This window comes from Streptomyces sp. NPDC039424 (genome assembly GCF_055639495.1).
Genome location: NZ_JBVKAI010000003.1, coordinates 409007 through 427375, shown reverse-complemented (window position 1 = coordinate 427375; position 18369 = coordinate 409007). Strand labels below are relative to the sequence as shown.

Sequence of the window (18369 nt, the reverse complement as noted above, 5' to 3'; positions counted from 1 at the left end):
TACCAAGGTTCTGAAGATTCCGTGCCAAAGTCTCGTACCAGGAGAGGGAAGTTGAGCAAGAAACATAGTCAACAGGGGTCAGGACAGTAGGAAATCGGCCTCCCCCGCCTTGGCGCCCTCGATGAAGGCGGTCATCTCGTCCGTGGTGTAGATCAGCGCGGGACCGTCAGGGTCGGTCGACTGGCGCACGGCGATCCGGCCGTCGGCGAGCTTCATCGCTTCCAGGCAGTTGCCGCCGTTGCCGCCGCTCCAGGGCTTGTGCCACCCTTCGCTGCCCAGCTCCCGCGCGGGCATGCCGTTGTAGACGCGACTGCGCGGCTTGATGCGATCCATTCACAGCTCCTTGCGGAGATCCCGGAGGATCTCCTTCGTGCGTTGTGCAGTAGCGGCCTGCGCCGCCATGCGGTCCATGACCTCGAGGTGGGTCGCCACCTCGGTGCGCGCGTCCAGGTAGACCGCGCCGGTCAGGTACTCGCTGTAGACCATGTCCGGCAGTTCGGGCATGGCGAATCGGAACAGCACGAAGGGCCCGTACGTGCCGGGGTGCGGCCCGTTGGCGAACGGGGCGACCTGGAGCGTCACATGGGGCAGCTTCGTGACCTCGAGCAGTTTGTCGATCTGCGCGCGCATCACCTCCGGGCCGCCGACCGGGCGGCGCAGCGCCGTCTCGTCCATCACGGCCCAGAGGCGGGGCGCGTCGGAACGGGTGAGCAGTTGCTGGCGTTCCATGCGCAGCGCGACATGCCGCTCGATGTCCTCGGGGCTGGTCTGGCCGATGGCGCCCGACTTCAGCACCCCGCGCGCGTAGTCCTCGGTCTGGAACAGACCGGGCACGAAGTGCGGTTCGTACGACCGGATGAGGCTTGCCGCGCCCTCCAGGCTGACGTACATCGAGAACCAGCCCGGCAGGATGTCGTGGAACCGCTGCCACCATCCGGGTTTGTTGGCGTCCTCGGCCAGTTGTACGAAGGCCTCGGCCTCCTCGTCGCAGACGCCGTAGGCCTTCAGCAGCAGTTGGAGGTACGGGATCTTGAGGGCGACCTCGGCCATCTCCATCCGGCGGACGGTGGCGGGGGCCACGCGGAGGATGCGGGCGGCCTCCTCGCGCTTGAGGCCAGCGCGTTCCCGCAGGTCCAGCAGGCGTCTGCCGAGGACCACTTGTCCCACCGTGGGCGCGGACCGTGGTTCGCTCACGCCCCCACCTCCCTGGACGAATACGACTGATACGCGAATGAATGCTGACAGACCTACGGCGCCATTCGAAATCCCGTTCGAAGATCCTTGGATCCTCGACGATCCCAACTGGCGCCGCTCAACGTGCTGTTGCGAGCAGTGTGCCACGGGGTTTGACCGAGTCACACAGCACTCTGCAATTTTCAGAGTGACACTTGCCAAGTGTTCACGGCGGGGCGATAGTGGCAAGCGTGATTCCGTCCGCGCCCTTAGGAACAGACGCCGCCGCAGGCCGATTCGGCCTCGGTGCCGCTGCGGGAGTCGCCCCGGCCGGGGCCGCTGCCGAGCGCCGGTTCCGCTTCGAGCTGGCCGCACATCCGGGTTCGCCCGCCCAGGCGAGGCGCCTGGCGCGTGCCCGGCTGACCGGCTGGTCGGTCTGCGCGGACACCTGCGACACCGCGGCCCTGGTGATATCCGAGCTGGTCACCAACGCGATCGTGCACACCGCGAGCAGTCGCGTGGTGTGCGAGCTGCACGACCACGACGACATGGTGCGCATAGCCGTGCAGGACGAGGGCCGCGCGCCCGGCGAGCCCTGCCCGTCCCCGCAGCGGCCCGACGAGGAGCACGGGAGGGGATTGCTCCTCGTCGACGCCCTCTGCCGGGCCTGGGGTGCCCAGGAACACGGGCTGGGCCTGCTGGTCTGGGCCGAGTTGCCGCGCAAGGCCGACGCTCCGCGCGACGACACGGACGGACCGCGCAACGACCTGGGCTGGGGCGCCCGCTCCAAGCCGGCCCCGCCGCACGGCGCGGGTCACGGTTCCGGGCACGGCTCGGGGCACGGCTCGGGCGAGGAGGAGCAGGCGAAGGCCCGGCACGGCGGGGACGCGCTCGGGATGGTTCCGCGCGAGCGGGACCGGTCGTGGGGAAGGCCGTGACCGGCACCCCCGGCCCCGGCCAGGCCATCGGCCTGAACACCCTGGTGCGTCTGCGGCGCGAACAGGGCCCTTCGGGCGGCGCCCTGCGGCTGGCCGTGCCCGACGGCATGACCGCCCCGCTGGGCTGCGACGCCGTGGCCGTCCCGGCCCGCTTCGGGCCGGTGGTGGTGCCCCGGCTGCCACGCGTGGGATGCGTGTACACCGACGGGGCGCACTGGTGGTGGATCGTTCCGTCCGACTCCGACTACGCCCTGCCCTGGCCCGCCCCCGCCCGCTACGCCCCCGGTGCCCCGGTCCCCGAGGCCGCCCGCCTCATCCACCGGCCGGAGGGCACCCTTCCGTACACTCCGCCGATACCGCTCTACCTCGCGCTGTGCCGGGTGACGGGGACGACGCCGGACTGGTCGCGGGCAATGAGCGCGTAGCGCTGCCCGCTTCGGCGGGTTCCCCGGGTGAGGTCCGCCCGCTGCCCCCACCGCGTACGCCCCGCGCGCCCCCGCCCATGCGGCTCGCGCCCTGCCCCTCGGTCGTTCGCGCCGGAATAGTGGCCGTCGGTCATGACCCGGGGGAGGTTCACGGTGGGCAAGAGGCGCGGCTCGGCGGGGCCCGAGGTGTCCGAGTCGGAGCGGCTGCTGTTCGGGGGCCCCTTGCGCTACGACATGGGGTGGAACCAGCACCGGGACGCCTTCCTGGAGCTGGATTTCAAGGCCATGGTGACCCGGCTGCCCGGCATGCTGGCGTCCAGCTTCCGGCTGGCCCGCGAGGCCGACCGGAGGGCCGCGCGGACGGTGCTGGCCGCCGAGGCGGGCCGGGGTGCGGCCCAGGCGGTGAGCCTGCTGGCGGTGAACAGCGTGCTGGGCCGGCTGATCGGGGCCGGCTCCCTGGAGGACCGGCTGCGCGGTTGCGCCCCCGCCCTGGTCGCCATGGCCGCGGTGATGCTGGTGAGCACGCTGCTGCGGGCCGCGTCGACGTACGCGACCGGGCGGCTGGAGCCCAAGGTGGAGCGGGTGGCCACCGAGCTGTACCTGGAGCGGGCGGCGGCCGTGGAGCTGTCCGCGATCGAGGACCACGCCTTCCACAAACTGCTGGACACCGCGCAGTACGGGGCCTCGTCGGCGCGGCGCATGATCATGTACGGCACACGTGTGATCAACGCGCTGATCTCGCTGGTCGCGGCGGCCGGCGTGCTGACCGTGCTGCACCCGGCGCTGCTGCCGCTGCTGGCCACGATGACCCTGCCGAGCGCCTGGGGCGCGCTGACCAACGCCCGGCGCCGGTACGAGTCCTTCCACACCTGGGTGCAGCACGCCCGCGCCGGGCATCTGATCAGCAGCCTGCTCACCGAACCTGAGGCCGCGCCGGAGATCCGCGTGCACGGGGTCGGCCCGTTTCTGCTGCGCCACTTCCGGGCGATGTCGGAGACCGCGGAGGCGGAGCAGGCCCGGCTGGCCCGGCTCGCGGCCCGTACGGGCCTGATCGCGGCGGCCTGGACGGGTCTGGCGACCGCGGCGACGTACGCGACGCTGGGCGCGCTGCTGCTGTCCGGGGCGATGGCGCTGTCCGTGGCGGGCACCGCGGTGATCGCGATCCGCACCGGCTCCGCGAGCCTCGACACCCTGGTGCTGGAGATCAACCAGCTGCACGAGGAGGCCCTGTTCGTGGGCGATCTGCAGCGGCTGTACACCGAGGCGGCCCAGCGCGCGATCCCGGTCGGCGGGGACGCGCTGCCCGAGGACCCGCGCGAGATCCGCTTCGAGAACGTCACCTTCAGCTATCCGGGTGAGTCCACCCGCCCCGCCCTGGACGACATCACGCTCACCGTCCCGCTGGGCCGGATCGTGGCCCTGGTGGGCGAGAACGGCTCGGGCAAGACGACCCTGGTCAAGCTGCTCGCGGGCCTGTACAAGCCGGAGCGGGGCCGGATCCTGTGGGACGGCGTCGACGCGGCGCGGGCCGACCGGCACCAGCTGGCGGAACGGGTCGCGATGGTCGCGCAGGACTTCAAGCGCTGGCCGTTCACCGCCCGGGTCAATGTCGCCGTCGGCCGTTCCTCGGCGCCCCTCACCGAGGAGCGTCTGGCCGCCGCGATCGACGAGGCGGGCGCGCAGGACGTGGTCGCGGATCTGCCGCGCGGCCTGGACACCCTGCTGGCCCGCAACTTCAGCGGCGGGCACGAGCTGTCGGGCGGTCAGTGGCAGCGGCTGGGGATCGCCAGGGCCGCGTACCGGCGCGGGCACATCCTGATCGTGGACGAGCCGACCGCGGCGCTGGACGCCCGGGCCGAGCTGGAGGTCTTCGAGCGGATCCGCGCGCTGGCGGGCAGCGGCCAGACGGTCGTGCTGATCACCCACCGGCTGGCGTCGGTGCGCCACGCGGACCTGGTGCACGTCCTCGACGAGGGCCGGCTCGTGGAGTCCGGCACCCCCGAGGAACTGCTGGCCACCGGGGGCCTCTACGCGGAGCTGTACGCGCTCCAGGCGGAACAGTTCACGGCGAAGCTGCCCGCCCCGAAGGCGGGCTGAGCCTGCTCACTCGACGGCGTCGGCACCCCGCACGATCACCAGGAACGTGTCGGTCGCGAGGTCCATGACCACCTCGGCGGGCAGCCCTTCGAGGCGCCGCGCGTGGGCGAACTCCTCGGCCGGCCAGGAACCCCGTGGTCCGCCGGCGGGAAAGCGTTCGAGCACCGTTCGCCCGTTCACCATCCTGCACCTCCAGAAAGCGTCGTACTTGTAGGAGTTAACGCTCTGGAGAACGGAAAAGCCTCGCTCAGTGACGGGACTGAGACATTGTTGACACCTGTTCACTGCGGTAGGTGAGAGTCCGTTCACTTTGCGACATCTACAGCACCCGCCGTGTCGGATTCAGCACTGATCGTCAACGTACGGTCGGCGCCGTTCGTGGCGCCGTGCCCGCGACCCGCAGTCCGAGCCGCTCGCGCCCCCGCTCCAGTTCGCCGACTAGCTCGGTGAGGAGCCGGGTCTGGTGCGGGGTGAGCCGACCCGTGTCGTCGAGGTGCACGGCGCACGCCGTGGTGGTGTCGACGAGCCGTTCGAGGACGGCGGCGACGGCGTCCGTGCCCTCCGTGTGCCGGGCGAGGGTGGGCAGTTCGGCGGCCGAGACGGCTATCGCGGTACGGGCCTCGGCGAGGGTGCGGTAGGCCTCGCGGCGCAGGGTCCACCGTTCGGCGCGGTCGTCTGACTCGCTCAGCACGTGGGTGAGGTAGGCCTGCACGGCGCCCCCGGCCGCCGCGAGCCGCTGCCGTACGCCCGCGCCGCGCGCCCCCGGCATCGGCAGGTGGCCGACGATCAGCACGATCGCGCAGGCCAGCAGCGTCTCACCGATCCGGCCGACGGATGCCTGCGGCTCCCCGCCGACCATGACGAGGGCGAGGACGAGGACGGTGACCACGGCGGTCTGCGCGGCGAAGTGCCGGGTGGCGACGGGGACGAGCGCCCCGCTGACGGCCACCAGCGCGACGAGCCCTTCCGGCCGGGGCAGGACCGCGGCGAGACCGGCGAAGAGGAGGGCGCCCAGCACGGTACCGGCAGCCCGGCACAGCACGCGTGACGCGAGGGGCCCGAGGTCGGGCTTGACGAGGAAGACGGCGGTGGCGGGCAGCCAGTACCAGTGCTCGTGCTGCCCGTACCAGCGGGCGTGGTGCAGGGCCTGGGCGATGGCCGCGCTGGCCCCGAAGCAGAGGGCGACCCTGAGGCCGTACTCCCACCCGCCGGTCCCGAGGGCGGCGCGCAGGAGGTCCCTCGGACTGCGCCGACGGGTGTGCAGCCGCTGCTGTGCGCCCTCGGCCCGGTCGAAGACCTCGGCGGCGCGCAGCAGGGCGTCGTCGAGGGCGCGCAGCGCGGGAGCGGACCGGTGGGGCGCGGGCAGCGGACCGGTGGCGCTGTTGCCGCGCACGGCGGCGGCGAGCCGCCGGGGTCCCTCGGAGGCCCGCTCGTCGAGCGCGTCCCCCTCCCAGAAGAGGGCGGTCGCGGCCTCCGCGAGGGGCAGCGCGGCGGCGTACTGGGCGTGCAGCCGGCGCTCGGTCGCGGAGCTGGCGTGGCGGCGCAGCCGGGGTCCGGTGAGGGCGTCCTGCGCGTGGTCGAGGGCGGCGGTGAGCGCGGCCCGCCGGGCGGTGGCGCCGTCGGTCCCCACGGCGTCGAGCAGCGCGGCGACGGCGTCGTACACCCCGGCGACCGCGTCCCGCTCCCCGTCGAAGCGGAAGTCGCCGGTGAGGGAGCCCGGTGTGGGGAGCACCAGCCGCAGCGCGAGCAGCCACCCGGCCCCGGCGAGGAAGGCGAGGGCCCGCTGCCATCCCGGGTCGGGCAGCGGCATCCCGGCCCCGATGGCGGCGGCGACCAGCAACTGCGTGCCGGCGGGGCTGGCCACCGGCCCGACGGCACTCGCCCCTCCGGCGACCAGGCCGAGCCCGGTGAGCAGCAGCGTCAGCGGCACGGCCGCCAGGTGCTGCCCGCCGTACGTCCCGACGATCAGCCCCGCCGCCCCGGCCAGCGCGGGCACGCCGAGCCGCTTCACCGAGGCGCGTCGGCTGCCCGGCCGGTCGTTGGTCCCGGCGAGCATGGCGGCGATGGCGGCGACGACACCGAGGGAGGTGTGGCCGGTGAGCACGGCGGCGAGGAGCAGCGGACCGGCGGCGAGCGCCCCTCGCGTGACCGCGCTCCACGGGACGGGTCCGCGCTGGGCGCGGAAGGCGTGGGCGAGCCAGGGGGGCAGGACGACGGTGGCGCGGGTCACTGGGCTCCTGTGCGGACGAGGGCGGGGGTGTGCCTTCGGGCGACGGTGGCCGGGCGGTCGGTGGTTCAACCGTAGATCGTGTTCCCGGGCAGGAAGGTCTGCATGTGTTTCGCCGGTGTGACAAATGGCCGGGGAGCTGGGTTCTTTATGAACGCAATTCCGTAGTGCGCGTCGTGAACAAGCCCGGCAACAACCCCGGCAACCTTTCCGGTCGCCGTGACCACTGGTGAGTCAGAAGCGCATGTTCTCGCGTATTACGTGAGCACTCGAAGGACTCGAAGGAGTCACCCGTGGCATCCTCCTCCCACCGCCGCCCCGTCCCCAGGCGACGCACGGCCCTCGTCTCCGCCGTGGCCGTGGCAGCCGCGGGAATCGTCATATCGCTCTTGATGGCGTTCGGGCCCGAGGGCGAGCCCCGAACCGTGCGAGCCGCGGCCGCTCCCGCCGCGAGCGCCCGGCCGGGCGTGTCGCACACGGCGCCGGCGTCGAAGCCGTCCACGGCGTCCCCGGCCCCGACGCCCGCCAAGACCACCCCGAAGCCCACGAGGACGCCCACCGCATCGGCGCGGCCATCGCCCACCCGCACCCCCGCGTCCACCTCGCGACCGGTTTCCGCCACGGCATCGCTCGCGGGACGGATCAGGCCCGGGGTCACCCACAGCGCAGTCGCCACCCACTACGACGCCGGGGACGGCAACGGCGCCTGCCAGTACGGCCCGAGCCCCGACCTGATGGTCGCGGCGATGAACCACACCGACTACGAGACATCCAAGGCGTGCGGGGCGTACATACGCGTCGGCGCGGCGGGCGGCGCCTCCGTCACGGTGCGGATCACCAATGAGTGCCCCGAGTGCGCACCCGGGCAACTCGACCTCAGCGAGCAGGCCTTCGCCAAGGTCGCCGACCTCTCCGCCGGCCGGATCTCGATCACCTGGAGCCTGCTGAGCCCGAGCACGTCCGACACGGTCTCGATCCGCTACAAGACCGGCTCCAGCCGCAACTGGTGCGGCATCCAGGCGCTCGGCCACCGCAACCCGCTGGCCCGGCTGGAGGTCGGCACCGGCAACGGCTGGCGTCAGCTGGCCCGTACCGACTACAACTACTTCCTCTCCGAGGACGGCACCGGCTGCGGCGGCTCACTCAGGCTCACCGACATCTACGGGGAACAGCTGACCGTCGACGGCATCGCCATCCGCCCGGACGCCGTCCAGGCGACCCGCGTCCAGTTCGCCCGCCACTGACGGACCGTCGGGGAAATTGGGATGCGGCGAAGGGCGTCGGCCCGGATGATCGGGTGGTTGTCCGCCACTCGACCACCCAGGAGCCCTCACCCATGATCCGGCGCGTCAACGCCCCCGGTCTCTTTCCGCCGCCGACCTACTCGCACGCCACCGTCGTCGAGGCGGGCACCAAGCTCGCGTTCCTCGCCGGGGCCGTGCCTCTCGATGAGAAGGGGGAGGTCGTCGGCCTGGAGGACCCCGTGCGGCAGGCCCGGCAGGTCGTCGCGAACCTGAGCGAGCAACTGGCGGCGGTGGGAAGTGACTTGGCGCATGTGGTGGCCACGGACGTGTACGTGGTGAGCGGTGAGCCCGCGGTGCTGTCCGCCGTGTGGGAGGTGGTGGAGGCCTCCGGGCTCAGTGCGGGGCCGCATTCGTCGACGCTGCTCGGGGTGGCCTGCCTCGGGTACACCGGGCAGTTGGTGGAGATCACGGCGACTGCTGTGGTACCCGAGTGACAACCGGGGCGGCGGTCGTCCTGCGCCGGGCGGTCGCTGCCGATGCCGCCGCCGTCGCCGAGGTCTGGCTGCGTTCCTTCGCCGCCGCGCTGCCGACGGTCGTCCGGCCGCGTTCGGACGACGAGGTGCGCGACCACATCCGGGACGTGGTCGTGCCGTTGCGCGAGACCTGGGTCGCGGAGGCGGCGGGCGGGATCGTGGGGATGATGGTGCTCGACGGCGCGTTGCTGTCCCAGCTCTACCTCGACCCCGACTGGCGTGGGCGGGGCATCGGGGACCGGTTCGTCGAACTGGCCAAGGAACGCGGTCCCCAGGGGCTCACCCTGTGGACCTTCCAGGTCAACAAGCCCGCCCACCGGTTCTACGAGCGGCACGGCTTCGTCGCCGTCGAGTTCACGGACGGCAGTGGGAACGAGGAGCGGGAGCCGGACGTCCGTTATGAGTGGCGGCCGTGATCAGCCGGGTGGGCGGCCCCATGTCCTCCGCTTGGGCAGCGGCTTCCCGTAACTGCCGGCCCGGCTCGTCCTGAGGCCCAGCGACACCAGCGACTCGGCCAGTTTGACCGCCGCCCCGACCCCGTCGACGACCGGTAGTGCGAGCTTCTCCCCCACCGCCCGCTGCAGTCCCGTCATCCCGGCACAGCCGAGCACCAGCACCTCCGCCCCGGCCTCGCGCGCCCGTTCGGCCGCCGCCAGGAAGGCCGCCCGCGAGCGTTCGTCGTCGCCGAGGTGGAGGACACCCAGCCCCGTGCCGACGACCGCGGCGCAGTTGCGCGCGACCCCGGCAGTCTCCAGGCTGTCCTCGATCTGCCCGCGGGAGCGCTCGAGCGTGGTGACGACGCCGTACCGCCGCCCGAGCAGGCAGGCGAGATGCGCCGCCGCCTCCGTGATGTCGACGACGGGTACGTCCACCAGTTCCCGTACGCCCTCGCGCCCGTGCTCCCCGAACCCGGCCAGGACGACGGCGTCGTACGGCGGTCCGTCGTACGCGCGCAGTGCGTCGAGGACGGCCGCGGCGGACAGATAGCTGTCGAGCCAGCCCTCCGCGGACTCCGGTCCCCACGCGGGGGTCAGCCCGGTCACGGTGGTGCCCGGGCCTGCTGCGGCCCGGGCACCTCGCACGATCTCCTCGGTCATCTCCCGCGTGGTGTTGCAGTTGGTGACGACGATCCGCACTCCGCTCAGACCTCCACCGCGGCCGGGGCAGGGGCCGGGGCGGGGGTGGTGCTCCGGCACAGCGCCGCGTACAGCCCGGCGGCCAGTGCCGTGCCGATGAACCAGGAGTACGGCGCCACGTCGCTGAAGGTCTTCACCAGTGCCAGCACCGCGGCGACCGCCGCCGACGGCAGGAACGCCCACAGCGCCTTGGGGTTGACGCCCTTGCGGTAGTGGTAGCGGGAGCCGGGAGCGGCCTCGAACAGGGCCTGGACGTCCACCCGGCCGCGCTTCACCCAGTAGTAGTCGACCATGATCACGCCGAACAGCGGGCCCAGGAAGGCGCCGAGGCCGCCGAGGAAGTAGTTCACGACGTTCGGGTTGGAGAACAGGTTCCACGGGGTCACCACCAGCGCGGCCACCGTGCTGATCATGCCGCCGACCCTGAAGGTGATCTTCTGCGGCCAGACGTTGGCCAGGTCGTACGCGGGTGAGACGAAGTTGGCGACGATGTTGACGCCCATGGTGGCCACGGCGAAGGTCAGCGCGCCGATCACCAGCACCCACTTGTTGCCGATCTCGGCGACGAGGTAGGCGGGGTCGGTGATCTCCTTGCCGAAGGCCTCGTACGCGCCCGCCGTGACGATCACCGACACGATCACGAAGGCCGTGGAGTTGACCGGCAGGCCCCAGAAGTTGCCCCGCTTGACGGTCCTGTAGTCGGGGGCGAAGCGGGAGAAGTCGCAGAAGTTGAGCATCAGCGTGCCGTAGGTGGCGAGGATCAGGCCGACCGCGCCGAACCACTGGCGCCACTGCTCGCCCACGGACACCGGGTGCGGGGTGGTGGTGAGCGAGATGGTCCAGCCGGCCTTGGCCAGGATCCAGACCGCGAGCGCGATCATGACGACCCAGATGGCGGGGCCGCAGAAGTCCTGGAACTTCCGGACCGATTCCATGCCCTGGCTGATGATCAGCGCCTGGACCACCCACAGCGCCACGAAGGACACCCAGCCGAGCGCGTCGAGCCCCAGGAAGGAGCCGTGCGTCCACGACTCCAGGCCCGGCCAGGCCGCCAGCAGCATCACGTTGACCGCGACGGAGGCCAGGTAGGTCTGGATGCCGTACCACATGATGGCGATGACGGCCCTGATCAGGGCGGGGATGTTGGCGCCCCACACACCGAAGGCGATGCGGCTGACGACCGGGAAGGGGACTCCGGTGCGCTGGCCGATGCGGCCCATCATGTTCATCCCGAGGTAGATGATCACGAAGCCGGCCAGCAGGGACGTGAAGATCTGCCAGACGTTCATGCCGAGGAAGAGCAGCCCGGCGGCGAAGGTGTAGTTGCCGAGGTTGTGGACGTCGGACATCCACATGGCGAACAGGTCGAAGACCTTCCAGGAGCGGTTGGCCGCGGGGGCGAGGTCGTCATTGGTGAGCCGGGGATCGGGGACGAACGCTGGTGTGCCGGTGGCTTCGGCACGGTCGGCGAGGGACACGGGGCCTCCATGGACGGGGGACGGCGGAGGGCTGCTCGGAGGTGGCCGGACCGTTTGGTATACCAAACTTCGGTCATGGTCTCGCCGTCAAGCGTCCCGACCGATGTCCCTCCCGTAACAAGTGCGTAAATCAGCGGTCGCGTCGGCGAGGATGGCCCCATGACGAAGATCGAACCCCTCGGCGCGGTGCGGGAGCGTGTCCTGGCGAGCCTGCGGCAGGACATCATCGCGGGCCGTCTGCGCCCTGGTGACCGGCTCGTCGAGCGCGAGCTGGCCGAGCACTTCGGGGTCTCGCGCGTGCCGGTCCGGGAGGCGATCCGGGCCCTGGTCGCCGAGGGCTTCGTCCTCTTCGAGACCCCGCGCCGCACGGTCGTACGCCGGCTGACCCCCACCGACGTCAAGGAACTCTTCGAGCTGCGCGAGGCGTTGGAGGTGTTCGCGGCCGGGCTCGCCGCGGCACGGGCCACCCCTGAGGCGCTGACGGAGCTGCGCGAGCTGCTCGCCCAGGCGGCCACAGCCACCGAGGCGGGGGACGCCGAGACGATCACCGACGTCAACACCCGCTTCCACGACCGCATCCTGGCCCTGGCGGGCAACAGCCTGCTGATCTCCGTCATGGACCCGGTCGACGGCCGCCTGCGCTGGCTGACCCGGCAGAACGAGGAGTGGCCCCAACTCCTCGCCGAACACCGCGAGTTGTACGAGGCGATCGCCTCCGGTGATCCCGACCGCGCCCGCGCCCACGCACTCCGTCACGTCCAGGCCAACTACCGGTCCACGGTCCGGCATCTGTTCGGCGAGGACTCCGGCACCCACTGACGCCGGGCCGTCCTTCACAGCCCGGCCGCCTCCGCCGCCGTCCGCAACACCTCCCGCAGCATCTCGGGGGTGAGCCGGCCGGTGAAGGTGTTGCGCTGGCTGACATGGAAGCAGCCGAAGAGGTCGAGCACGCCCTGGGAGCCGTCCAGCCGCACCCGGGCGCCATGGGCGAAGGCCGGCCGGGGCCGGGGCACGGTCCAGCCCGCCTCGGCGAAGGCGGGCAGCGCGGCCTGCCAGCCGAAGGCGCCGAGCACGACCGCGGCCCGCAGCGTCGGCCGCAGCAGCCGCAGCTCCCGCACCAGCCAGGGGCGGCAGGTGTCCCGCTCCTCGGGGGTCGGCTTGTTGGCGGGCGGGGCACAGTGCACCGGTGAGGAGACGCGGACGCCGTGCAGCTCCAGCCCGTCGCCGGCCCGCACGGAGGTGGGCTGCGAGGCCAGTCCGACGTCGTACAGGGCCTGGTACAGCACGTCCCCGGAGCGGTCGCCGGTGAACATACGACCGGTGCGGTTCCCGCCGTGCGCGGCGGGGGCGAGGCCGATGACCAGCAGCCGGGCGTCCGGCGGCCCGAAGCCGGGCACGGGCCGCCCCCAGTACGTCCAGTCGGCGAACGCGGCGCGCTTGGTCCGGGCCACCTCCTCCCGCCAGGCCACCAGCCGAGGGCAGGCCCGGCAGCCCGCGACGTGCTGGTCGAGCTGGGCCAGACCGCTGCTGTTCATGCCTCCACGGTAGGGCCGGACGCGGTCGGCGCGGCTCGCGTCACCCCCGGAAAACCAGTCCGGCTCCCCCGGCCCGGCGAGCTAAGGTCGGGAGCATGGCTTTGCAGGATGCGGACGAGGACACCACTCGCGACACCGGCGGCACCGGACCACGCGCGACGGACGCCCCCGACGCGACCGAGACGCCGGCCGCCGCCGGCTCCACGGGCGGCGCCGCGGGCGCGGACACGCAGGCCGTCGATCCGAAGGTCGCCGCCGCCGTGGCCGCGGCGGAGGCGGCCGGACCGGCGGGCGGCGAGACCGTGCGCATCGACAGCTGGATCTGGGCCGTCCGGCTGATCAAGACCCGCTCCCTCGGAGCCACCGCCTGCCGTGGCGGACACGTCCATGTGAACGGCGAGCGCGTCAAGCCCGCGTACTCCGTGCGCGTCGGCGACGAGGTGCGCCTGCGGCACGAGGGCAGGGAGCGGATCGTCATCGTCAAGCGCCTGATCCGCAAACGGGTCGGGGCCCCCGTGGCGGTGCAGTGCTACGTCGACAACTCCCCGCCGCCCCCGCCTCGCGAGGCCGTGGCCCCCGCCGGTTTCCGCGACCCCGGCACCGGCCGCCCCACCAAGCGCGACCGCCGCGAGCTGGAACGCCTGCGGGCGCTGAACGGGCTCAAGGGGCCCGGAGGACGCTGACCTCGGCCCGTCGGACGTCACCGCCGCCGTACGGAGGGGTCACGCCCGTCGCCGGGCCGGGCGCAGCAGCCGCAGCAGCTCCGCGTTGCGTCCGCGCCGGGCCCAGGCGATGAGGACCAGCGGCACGAGCAGGATCAGCGGTGTCGCCGCGTACTGACCGTCGAAGACGGTGAGCTGGACGATGAAGGCACCCACCATCAGCGCGCTGAGCGCCGTCGCCGCCACCGACTGCAGAACCGGGACCAGCAGGGCGACGGCCCCGGCCAGCTCCAGCGCACCGATCGTGTACATGCCCGCACTGCCCCAGCCGATCCTGTCGAAGGACTCCACGGCCGACGAGTGCGCGATCAGTTTGGGCAGCGCGCTCGCGACGCCGAAGACGAGGGCGAGCAGCACCTGAACCGTACGCAGGGCGACCCGGGCACGGCGGCGACGGGCGGTCCCGGAGGCGGCAGGGGTGGTGGGGGCGATGGTCTCGGACATGGAGGTCTCCTCGGGGAAGCGGTCCCGGTCGCTGTCACCGGGGTAGACCCGCCTCGGGCCGAGAACTCATCGCCGCCGCATGAGCGCTCCCCTAGGCCGTCGGCACCGCCCGCACCCACACCCCGTCCGGGGTCAGGTACTCCTCCACCTCCAGTCCCGCCTCCGCCAGCGCCTCCTCGAACTGCTCCTGGGTCATCGGGCGGGCCCGGAACGTCTGCGTCCAGGCCGCGTCCGGGAAGTCGTACTCCGCCCGCACGGAGTGCACCCCGTCCCCGACCGGCTCCGACGACACGATCCGTAGCGTGAAGCCGCCGGGGTCGACGCGCTCGCGCGGCACACGCGTGTGGTAGTCCTCGCCCTCCCGCTGGATCAGCACACAGCCGCCCTTCGCCACGTGCCGGACGCAGGTGCGCAGCATGCCCCGGCGCACCGCCACGTCCCCGGTGTGCACCAGGAACGACGCCAGCATCACCACGTCGAAGGTCTCGCCCAGGTCGAGGTCCTCTATCGGACCGCATATCGTGCGCGCCCCGCGGACGCGCTCCAGCATCTCCCGCGACTCGTCCACCGCCGTCACCGTGAACCCGCGCTCCAGGAGGGCGTGGGTCACGCGTCCCACGCCGCTGCCCAGCTCCAGGATGTGCGCGCCGGCCGGCACGGCCGCGGCGATGACGTCCGGCTCGTCCCGCACGGGCAACCGCGAGTAGAGCTCCACCGCGCAGCCGTCCGGTGTGATCGCACCGGGACCCGTCCCCTCGTACCCCTCACGCATCTCAACCGTCATGCCCGAACAACGGTCCACCGGCGGACGGCCGTTCCCATCCGGGGCCGGTTCACTCGTGCGAGCCATTCCTCGTCGAAGGGGGAACTTCCCGCCGACGGTGGGGAGTTCAGCATCGCCCAGCGGAAGATCCTCCGTCTGCGAACGGAAACCACCCGTGCCCGACGTACCAGTGGCCCCCCGCCCGCAGATGATCCCCGACCGCCCGCTCCACGGAGGTCCGGCGCGGCAGTTCCCGCACCGGCAGGTCCGGGTCGCCGAAGACGAACTGGACGGGCTCGTGGTCGGCCGGCTCGGTGTCCTCGCGGGCGGTCCGGAACCGCTCCTGGAACCGGACGATGTTGGAGTGGGCGGGCAGGTACCGCTTCAGCTGCGGGTCCAGCAGCCAGGAGTGGCACACGGCGATCGTGTACCGCTCCTCGGGATGGTGCCGGGCGAAGAACGCGCGTGCCAGGGCCACGGAGCGGTCGCAGGCTTTCGGGGTGAGCGGGCCGTGGAAGTCGGGGATGTGCACGGCGAGGCAGGGCTCGCCCGGCACCGCCCGCAGCCCGGCCGCCACGAGCCCCCGTGCCGTGCGCTCGCCGAGCGGTGCCCGCTCGAACTGCAACCGCCCCAGCTGGTAGAGCTCGCCGCGGAAGTGGCGGACGAGCCAGCCCGGGCCCGGCACTCCTCCCGTGCCGTACCGCCGGCGGTGGACGGCGAGGTGGCGGCCGAGGTCGGCCAGGGTGCGGCGGGCGACATCGGCCGGGATACCGCGCTCCCGGTGATACGCGCGCGTGTGCGGGAGCGCGGCGAGGAAGACGTACACGGCGAAGTACCGCCCCAGGGCGTCCGGAGCCGCGGCGATCCGTTCGTCGAGGTCCGGCCTCCTGCCGAGCTCCCCCATGTCCCGGACCAGCTCCGCCACACACTCCGACAGGAGCCGCAGCACGTCGGGGTCGCCCGTCACCGCGCGCCGCAGTCCGACCAGTTCGTTGATGTCCTCGTGCGGCACGGCGAGGTCGAGCAGGAGCTCGGGCAGATCGTCTTCGTCCGGCAGCACGGTGCGGTCCCCCTCGGGTGAGCGTCCTCGTCGAAGGGTACGCGGGAGGGAGGAGCGTGATCGGCGATGCGTACGGGCAGTGAGCCGGCGACCGCGCGCAGTGCGCTGCGGATGCGGTTCTGGCTGAGCGTGTGGGGGCTGGCCTGGGCGGTCTTCGGCACGGCGGCGTTCGCGCTCGCCGGGCGCCTCGGGTGGGCGGCTGCCTGCGGGGTGCTGTGGCTGGTGGCCGCCGTCGACATGGCCATGATCCTGCGGCACATCCGGCAGGGGCCGCACTACCAGCCGGGCCGGGACGTCCCGCCCTACCGCCCGCTGGATGACCACCTGCCCCGCCGTCGGCCGGAGCACCGCCAGCCGTTCCGGGCGCCGCGGCGCCGCCACCCGTGACCGGCGGTCACGCGTCGAAACGGGCCGCCTTCAGGTACCGAGGGTTCGGGTCCAGCGCGGCCGCCAGCCGGAAGTGGCGCTTGGCCTGGTCGTGCCGTCCCTGGCGTTCGTAGGTGCGGGCGAGTGCGAAGTGCGCGAAGGCGTTGTCCGGCTCGCGCTCCAGGACGATCGTGAATTCGAGTTCGGCGGGCCGCAGTTGCGCGGCGGCGAAGAAGGCACGCGCGCGCAGCAGCCGTGCGGCCGTGTTCTCCGGGTGCGCGGCGATGACCCCGTCGAGCAGCTTCACCGCACCCCGCGGGTCCCGCGCGTTGAGCAGCTGCTCGGCGGCACGGAAGTCAATGACATGCGTCTCCGGAGTACGTCCGGTGGATCCGCTGGTCTCGGGCACGGAAAAGTCCTTCCCTCGCTGGAAGGGTTCAACGCCCGCGTCGAGGGCCGCTATTCCTGGGGCGACGCCTGCGCGGCCCCCCGTGCCCGCGCCCTGCGGACCAGGTCGTCCCACACCTCCCGCACGCGCCGCTCCAGCTCCGCCAGGGGGACGTCGTTGTCGATGACGATGTCCGCGATCTCCAGACGCTTCTCGCGCGGCGCCTGCGCGGCCATGCGCGCGCGGGCGTCCTCCTCGGTCATGCCGCGCAGCCGGACCAGCCGGTCGAGCTGGGTGTCGGGACCGGCGTCGACGACGACCACGACGTCGTACAGCGGCGCGAGGCCGTTCTCCGTGAGCAGCGGGACGTCGTGGACCACTACGGCGTCGTCGGCCGCCGCGTTCTCCAGCTCGCGGGAGCGGGCGCCCACCAAGGGGTGCACGATCGAGTTCAGTACGGCGAGCTTCTCCGGGTCGGCGAAGACGATCGAGCCCAGCTTGGGCCGGTCCAGACTGCCGTCCCCGGCGAGCACCTGCTCGCCGAAGGCCTCGACGACGGCCGCGAGCCCGGCGGTACCGGGCGCCACGACCTCGCGCGCGATGCGGTCCGCGTCGATCAGCACGGCTCCGTGCTCGACGAGCAGCCGCGACACCTCGCTCTTGCCGGCGCCGATCCCACCGGTCAGGCCCACAGTCAGCATGAGCGGAAGCTTAGGGGATGCCTTGTGGATCATGCCGCCCGTCGCGGGGTTTGCGAGAGACTCCCTGGCGCTGTCACCCTCTGGCCCTGCCACCGACAGGACACCCGGCGGGTGTCCTGTCGGTGGCAGGGGATCAGTTGTCGCCCTCGCGCTCCGCCAGGAAGCGTTCGAACTCGCGGCCGATCTCGTCCGCGGACGGGATGTCGGTCGGTTCGGCGAGCATGTTGCCGCGGGTTTCGGCGCCCGCGGCGGCGTCGTACTGGTGCTCGAGGCCCTGGACGAGGGAGGTGAGTTCCTCGTCGCCCTCCCGGATCTGCCGGTCGATCTCGGTCTGCGTCCGGTGGGCGTCCGTGCGCAGGGAGTGCGCGATGCCGGGCAGGACGAGTCCGGTCGCGGCCGTGATGGACTCCAGGACGGTCAGCGCCGCGTCCGGGTACGGGGAGCGGGCGATGTAGTGCGGGACGTGCGCGGCGACGCCCAGGACGTCGTGCCCCGACTGCATGAGGCGGTACTCGACGAGGGCCTCGGCGCTGCCGGGCACCTGGGCCTCGTCGAACGGGCTGCGGTGGCCCGGGACGAGGTCGGTGCGGTTGCCGTGCGGGGTGAGGCCGACCGGACGGGTGTGCGGGACGCCCATGGGGATGCCGTGGAAGTTCACGGACAGGCGGACGCCGAGACGCTCCACGATCTGCCGTACGGCCGCGGCGAAACGCTCCCACTCCACGTCCGGTTCGGGGCCCGACAGCAGCAGGAACGGCGCGCCGGTGGTGTCCTGGACGACCCGGACCTCGATGCCGGGCTCCTCGTACTCGGTCCAGCGGTCGCGCTTGAAGGTCAGCAGCGGGCGGCGCGCGCGGTAGTCCACGAGCCGGTCGTGGTCGAAGCGGGCGACCACCTGGTGGGGCAGGGTGTCAAGGAGCCGGTCGACGATCTGGTCGCCGGTCTCACCCGCGTCGATGTATCCGTCGAAGTGGTAGAGCATGACAAGACCGGCCGAGTCCTGGGCGAGCGCCAGGTCGACGACGGCCAGCCCCTTCGGCTCCCACGCGTACAAATCCTGCGGATCAAGCACAGTGACCGCCCCTCCTCGTGTTCGTCATGTACAACGCGGGAGGTTGTGCGGACATTCCCGTGTCACG

Annotated in this window: 22 protein-coding genes; 9 read left to right on the top strand and 13 right to left on the bottom strand. The window is 72.4% G+C overall.

Features of this window, described 5'->3' with window-relative positions; all coding sequences use genetic code 11:
* Nucleotides 1-78: 78 nt before the first annotated feature.
* Nucleotides 79-333 carry a DUF397 domain-containing protein gene (locus ACZ7L0_RS10185; protein ID WP_132854465.1) on the bottom strand — a complete coding sequence of 85 codons (255 nt, stop codon included), beginning with the start codon at nucleotides 331-333 and terminating at the stop codon, nucleotides 79-81.
* Nucleotides 334-1194 carry a helix-turn-helix domain-containing protein gene (locus ACZ7L0_RS10180; RefSeq protein WP_471241979.1) on the bottom strand — a complete coding sequence of 287 codons (861 nt, stop codon included), beginning with the start codon at nucleotides 1192-1194 and terminating at the stop codon, nucleotides 334-336.
* Nucleotides 1195-1415: 221 nt separating this feature from the next.
* Here ACZ7L0_RS10180 and ACZ7L0_RS10175 point away from each other — a divergent pair, with 221 nt between their 5' ends.
* From ACZ7L0_RS10175 to ACZ7L0_RS10165, 3 genes are all read left to right on the top strand, one after another.
* Entirely contained in the window at nucleotides 1416-2111 is a 696-nt protein-coding gene (locus tag ACZ7L0_RS10175) for an ATP-binding protein (RefSeq protein ID WP_471241978.1), read from the top strand.
* The gene (locus ACZ7L0_RS10170; protein WP_471241977.1) at nucleotides 2108-2536 is read left to right on the top strand and encodes a hypothetical protein; all 429 of its coding nucleotides are present in this window, start codon (nucleotides 2108-2110) and stop codon (nucleotides 2534-2536) included. The genes ACZ7L0_RS10175 and ACZ7L0_RS10170 overlap by 4 nt, the downstream gene beginning before the upstream one ends.
* Before the next feature lie 132 nt (nucleotides 2537-2668).
* Nucleotides 2669-4633 carry an ABC transporter ATP-binding protein gene (locus ACZ7L0_RS10165; protein ID WP_471241976.1) on the top strand — a complete coding sequence of 655 codons (1965 nt, stop codon included), beginning with the start codon at nucleotides 2669-2671 and terminating at the stop codon, nucleotides 4631-4633.
* Between the two features lie 6 nt (nucleotides 4634-4639).
* Here the strand turns inward: ACZ7L0_RS10165 and ACZ7L0_RS10160 are convergent, their stop codons facing one another.
* The gene (locus ACZ7L0_RS10160; protein ID WP_471241975.1) at nucleotides 4640-4816 is read right to left on the bottom strand and encodes a hypothetical protein; all 177 of its coding nucleotides are present in this window, start codon (nucleotides 4814-4816) and stop codon (nucleotides 4640-4642) included.
* 172 nt (nucleotides 4817-4988) lie between these two features.
* The gene (locus ACZ7L0_RS10155) at nucleotides 4989-6863 is read right to left on the bottom strand and encodes an FUSC family protein (protein ID WP_471241974.1); all 1875 of its coding nucleotides are present in this window, start codon (nucleotides 6861-6863) and stop codon (nucleotides 4989-4991) included.
* Nucleotides 6864-7153: 290 nt separating this feature from the next.
* Between ACZ7L0_RS10155 and ACZ7L0_RS10150 the strand changes: the two genes are divergently transcribed.
* From ACZ7L0_RS10150 to ACZ7L0_RS10140, 3 genes are all read left to right on the top strand, one after another.
* Complete coding sequence (locus ACZ7L0_RS10150) at nucleotides 7154-8104, top strand: expansin EXLX1 family cellulose-binding protein (RefSeq protein WP_471241973.1); 951 nt, start codon at nucleotides 7154-7156, stop codon at nucleotides 8102-8104.
* Nucleotides 8105-8196: 92 nt separating this feature from the next.
* A complete protein-coding gene (locus ACZ7L0_RS10145; protein WP_471241972.1) occupies nucleotides 8197-8598 on the top strand; it encodes a RidA family protein in 402 nt (133 codons plus the stop codon).
* Nucleotides 8595-9053, top strand: coding sequence for a GNAT family N-acetyltransferase (locus ACZ7L0_RS10140; protein ID WP_471241971.1), 459 nt, complete (start codon nucleotides 8595-8597; stop codon nucleotides 9051-9053). Before ACZ7L0_RS10145 ends, ACZ7L0_RS10140 begins: the two co-directional genes overlap by 4 nt.
* Here ACZ7L0_RS10140 and ACZ7L0_RS10135 read toward each other — a convergent pair whose 3' ends face one another.
* The gene (locus ACZ7L0_RS10135) at nucleotides 9054-9773 is read right to left on the bottom strand and encodes an aspartate/glutamate racemase family protein (protein ID WP_471241970.1); all 720 of its coding nucleotides are present in this window, start codon (nucleotides 9771-9773) and stop codon (nucleotides 9054-9056) included.
* A gap of 5 nt (nucleotides 9774-9778) precedes the next feature.
* A complete protein-coding gene (locus ACZ7L0_RS10130; RefSeq protein ID WP_471241969.1) occupies nucleotides 9779-11251 on the bottom strand; it encodes an NCS1 family nucleobase:cation symporter-1 in 1473 nt (490 codons plus the stop codon).
* Nucleotides 11252-11410: 159 nt separating this feature from the next.
* On the opposite strand from ACZ7L0_RS10130, the gene ACZ7L0_RS10125 reads away from it, so the two are divergent.
* Nucleotides 11411-12070 (top strand): GntR family transcriptional regulator, encoded by a 660-nt coding sequence (locus tag ACZ7L0_RS10125; protein ID WP_471241968.1) that lies wholly within the window; start codon nucleotides 11411-11413, stop codon nucleotides 12068-12070.
* Nucleotides 12071-12084: 14 nt separating this feature from the next.
* On the opposite strand, the gene ACZ7L0_RS10120 is transcribed toward ACZ7L0_RS10125, so the two are convergent.
* Entirely contained in the window at nucleotides 12085-12786 is a 702-nt protein-coding gene (locus tag ACZ7L0_RS10120; protein WP_471241967.1) for a uracil-DNA glycosylase, read from the bottom strand.
* 95 nt (nucleotides 12787-12881) lie between these two features.
* On the opposite strand from ACZ7L0_RS10120, the gene ACZ7L0_RS10115 reads away from it, so the two are divergent.
* Complete coding sequence (locus ACZ7L0_RS10115; RefSeq protein ID WP_471241966.1) at nucleotides 12882-13469, top strand: RNA-binding S4 domain-containing protein; 588 nt, start codon at nucleotides 12882-12884, stop codon at nucleotides 13467-13469.
* 39 nt (nucleotides 13470-13508) lie between these two features.
* Here ACZ7L0_RS10115 and ACZ7L0_RS10110 read toward each other — a convergent pair whose 3' ends face one another.
* The 3 genes from ACZ7L0_RS10110 to ACZ7L0_RS10100 form a co-directional block, all read right to left on the bottom strand.
* A complete protein-coding gene (locus ACZ7L0_RS10110; protein ID WP_471241965.1) occupies nucleotides 13509-13952 on the bottom strand; it encodes a DoxX family protein in 444 nt (147 codons plus the stop codon).
* Nucleotides 13953-14043: 91 nt separating this feature from the next.
* Nucleotides 14044-14736 (bottom strand): class I SAM-dependent methyltransferase, encoded by a 693-nt coding sequence (locus tag ACZ7L0_RS10105; RefSeq protein ID WP_471241964.1) that lies wholly within the window; start codon nucleotides 14734-14736, stop codon nucleotides 14044-14046.
* Between the two features lie 106 nt (nucleotides 14737-14842).
* Nucleotides 14843-15775 carry an acyltransferase domain-containing protein gene (locus tag ACZ7L0_RS10100; RefSeq protein WP_471241963.1) on the bottom strand — a complete coding sequence of 311 codons (933 nt, stop codon included), beginning with the start codon at nucleotides 15773-15775 and terminating at the stop codon, nucleotides 14843-14845.
* Between the two features lie 66 nt (nucleotides 15776-15841).
* Between ACZ7L0_RS10100 and ACZ7L0_RS10095 the strand changes: the two genes are divergently transcribed.
* The gene (locus ACZ7L0_RS10095; protein WP_471241962.1) at nucleotides 15842-16162 is read left to right on the top strand and encodes a DUF6343 family protein; all 321 of its coding nucleotides are present in this window, start codon (nucleotides 15842-15844) and stop codon (nucleotides 16160-16162) included.
* Nucleotides 16163-16169: 7 nt separating this feature from the next.
* On the opposite strand, the gene ACZ7L0_RS10090 is transcribed toward ACZ7L0_RS10095, so the two are convergent.
* From ACZ7L0_RS10090 to ACZ7L0_RS10080, 3 genes are all read right to left on the bottom strand, one after another.
* Entirely contained in the window at nucleotides 16170-16550 is a 381-nt protein-coding gene (locus ACZ7L0_RS10090) for a tetratricopeptide repeat protein (protein WP_471241961.1), read from the bottom strand.
* A gap of 50 nt (nucleotides 16551-16600) precedes the next feature.
* Nucleotides 16601-17230 (bottom strand): dephospho-CoA kinase, encoded by a 630-nt coding sequence (gene coaE, locus ACZ7L0_RS10085; protein WP_471241960.1) that lies wholly within the window; start codon nucleotides 17228-17230, stop codon nucleotides 16601-16603.
* Nucleotides 17231-17363: 133 nt separating this feature from the next.
* A complete protein-coding gene (locus ACZ7L0_RS10080) occupies nucleotides 17364-18302 on the bottom strand; it encodes a PAC2 family protein (protein WP_471241959.1) in 939 nt (312 codons plus the stop codon).
* Between the last annotated feature and the right edge of the window lie 67 nt (nucleotides 18303-18369).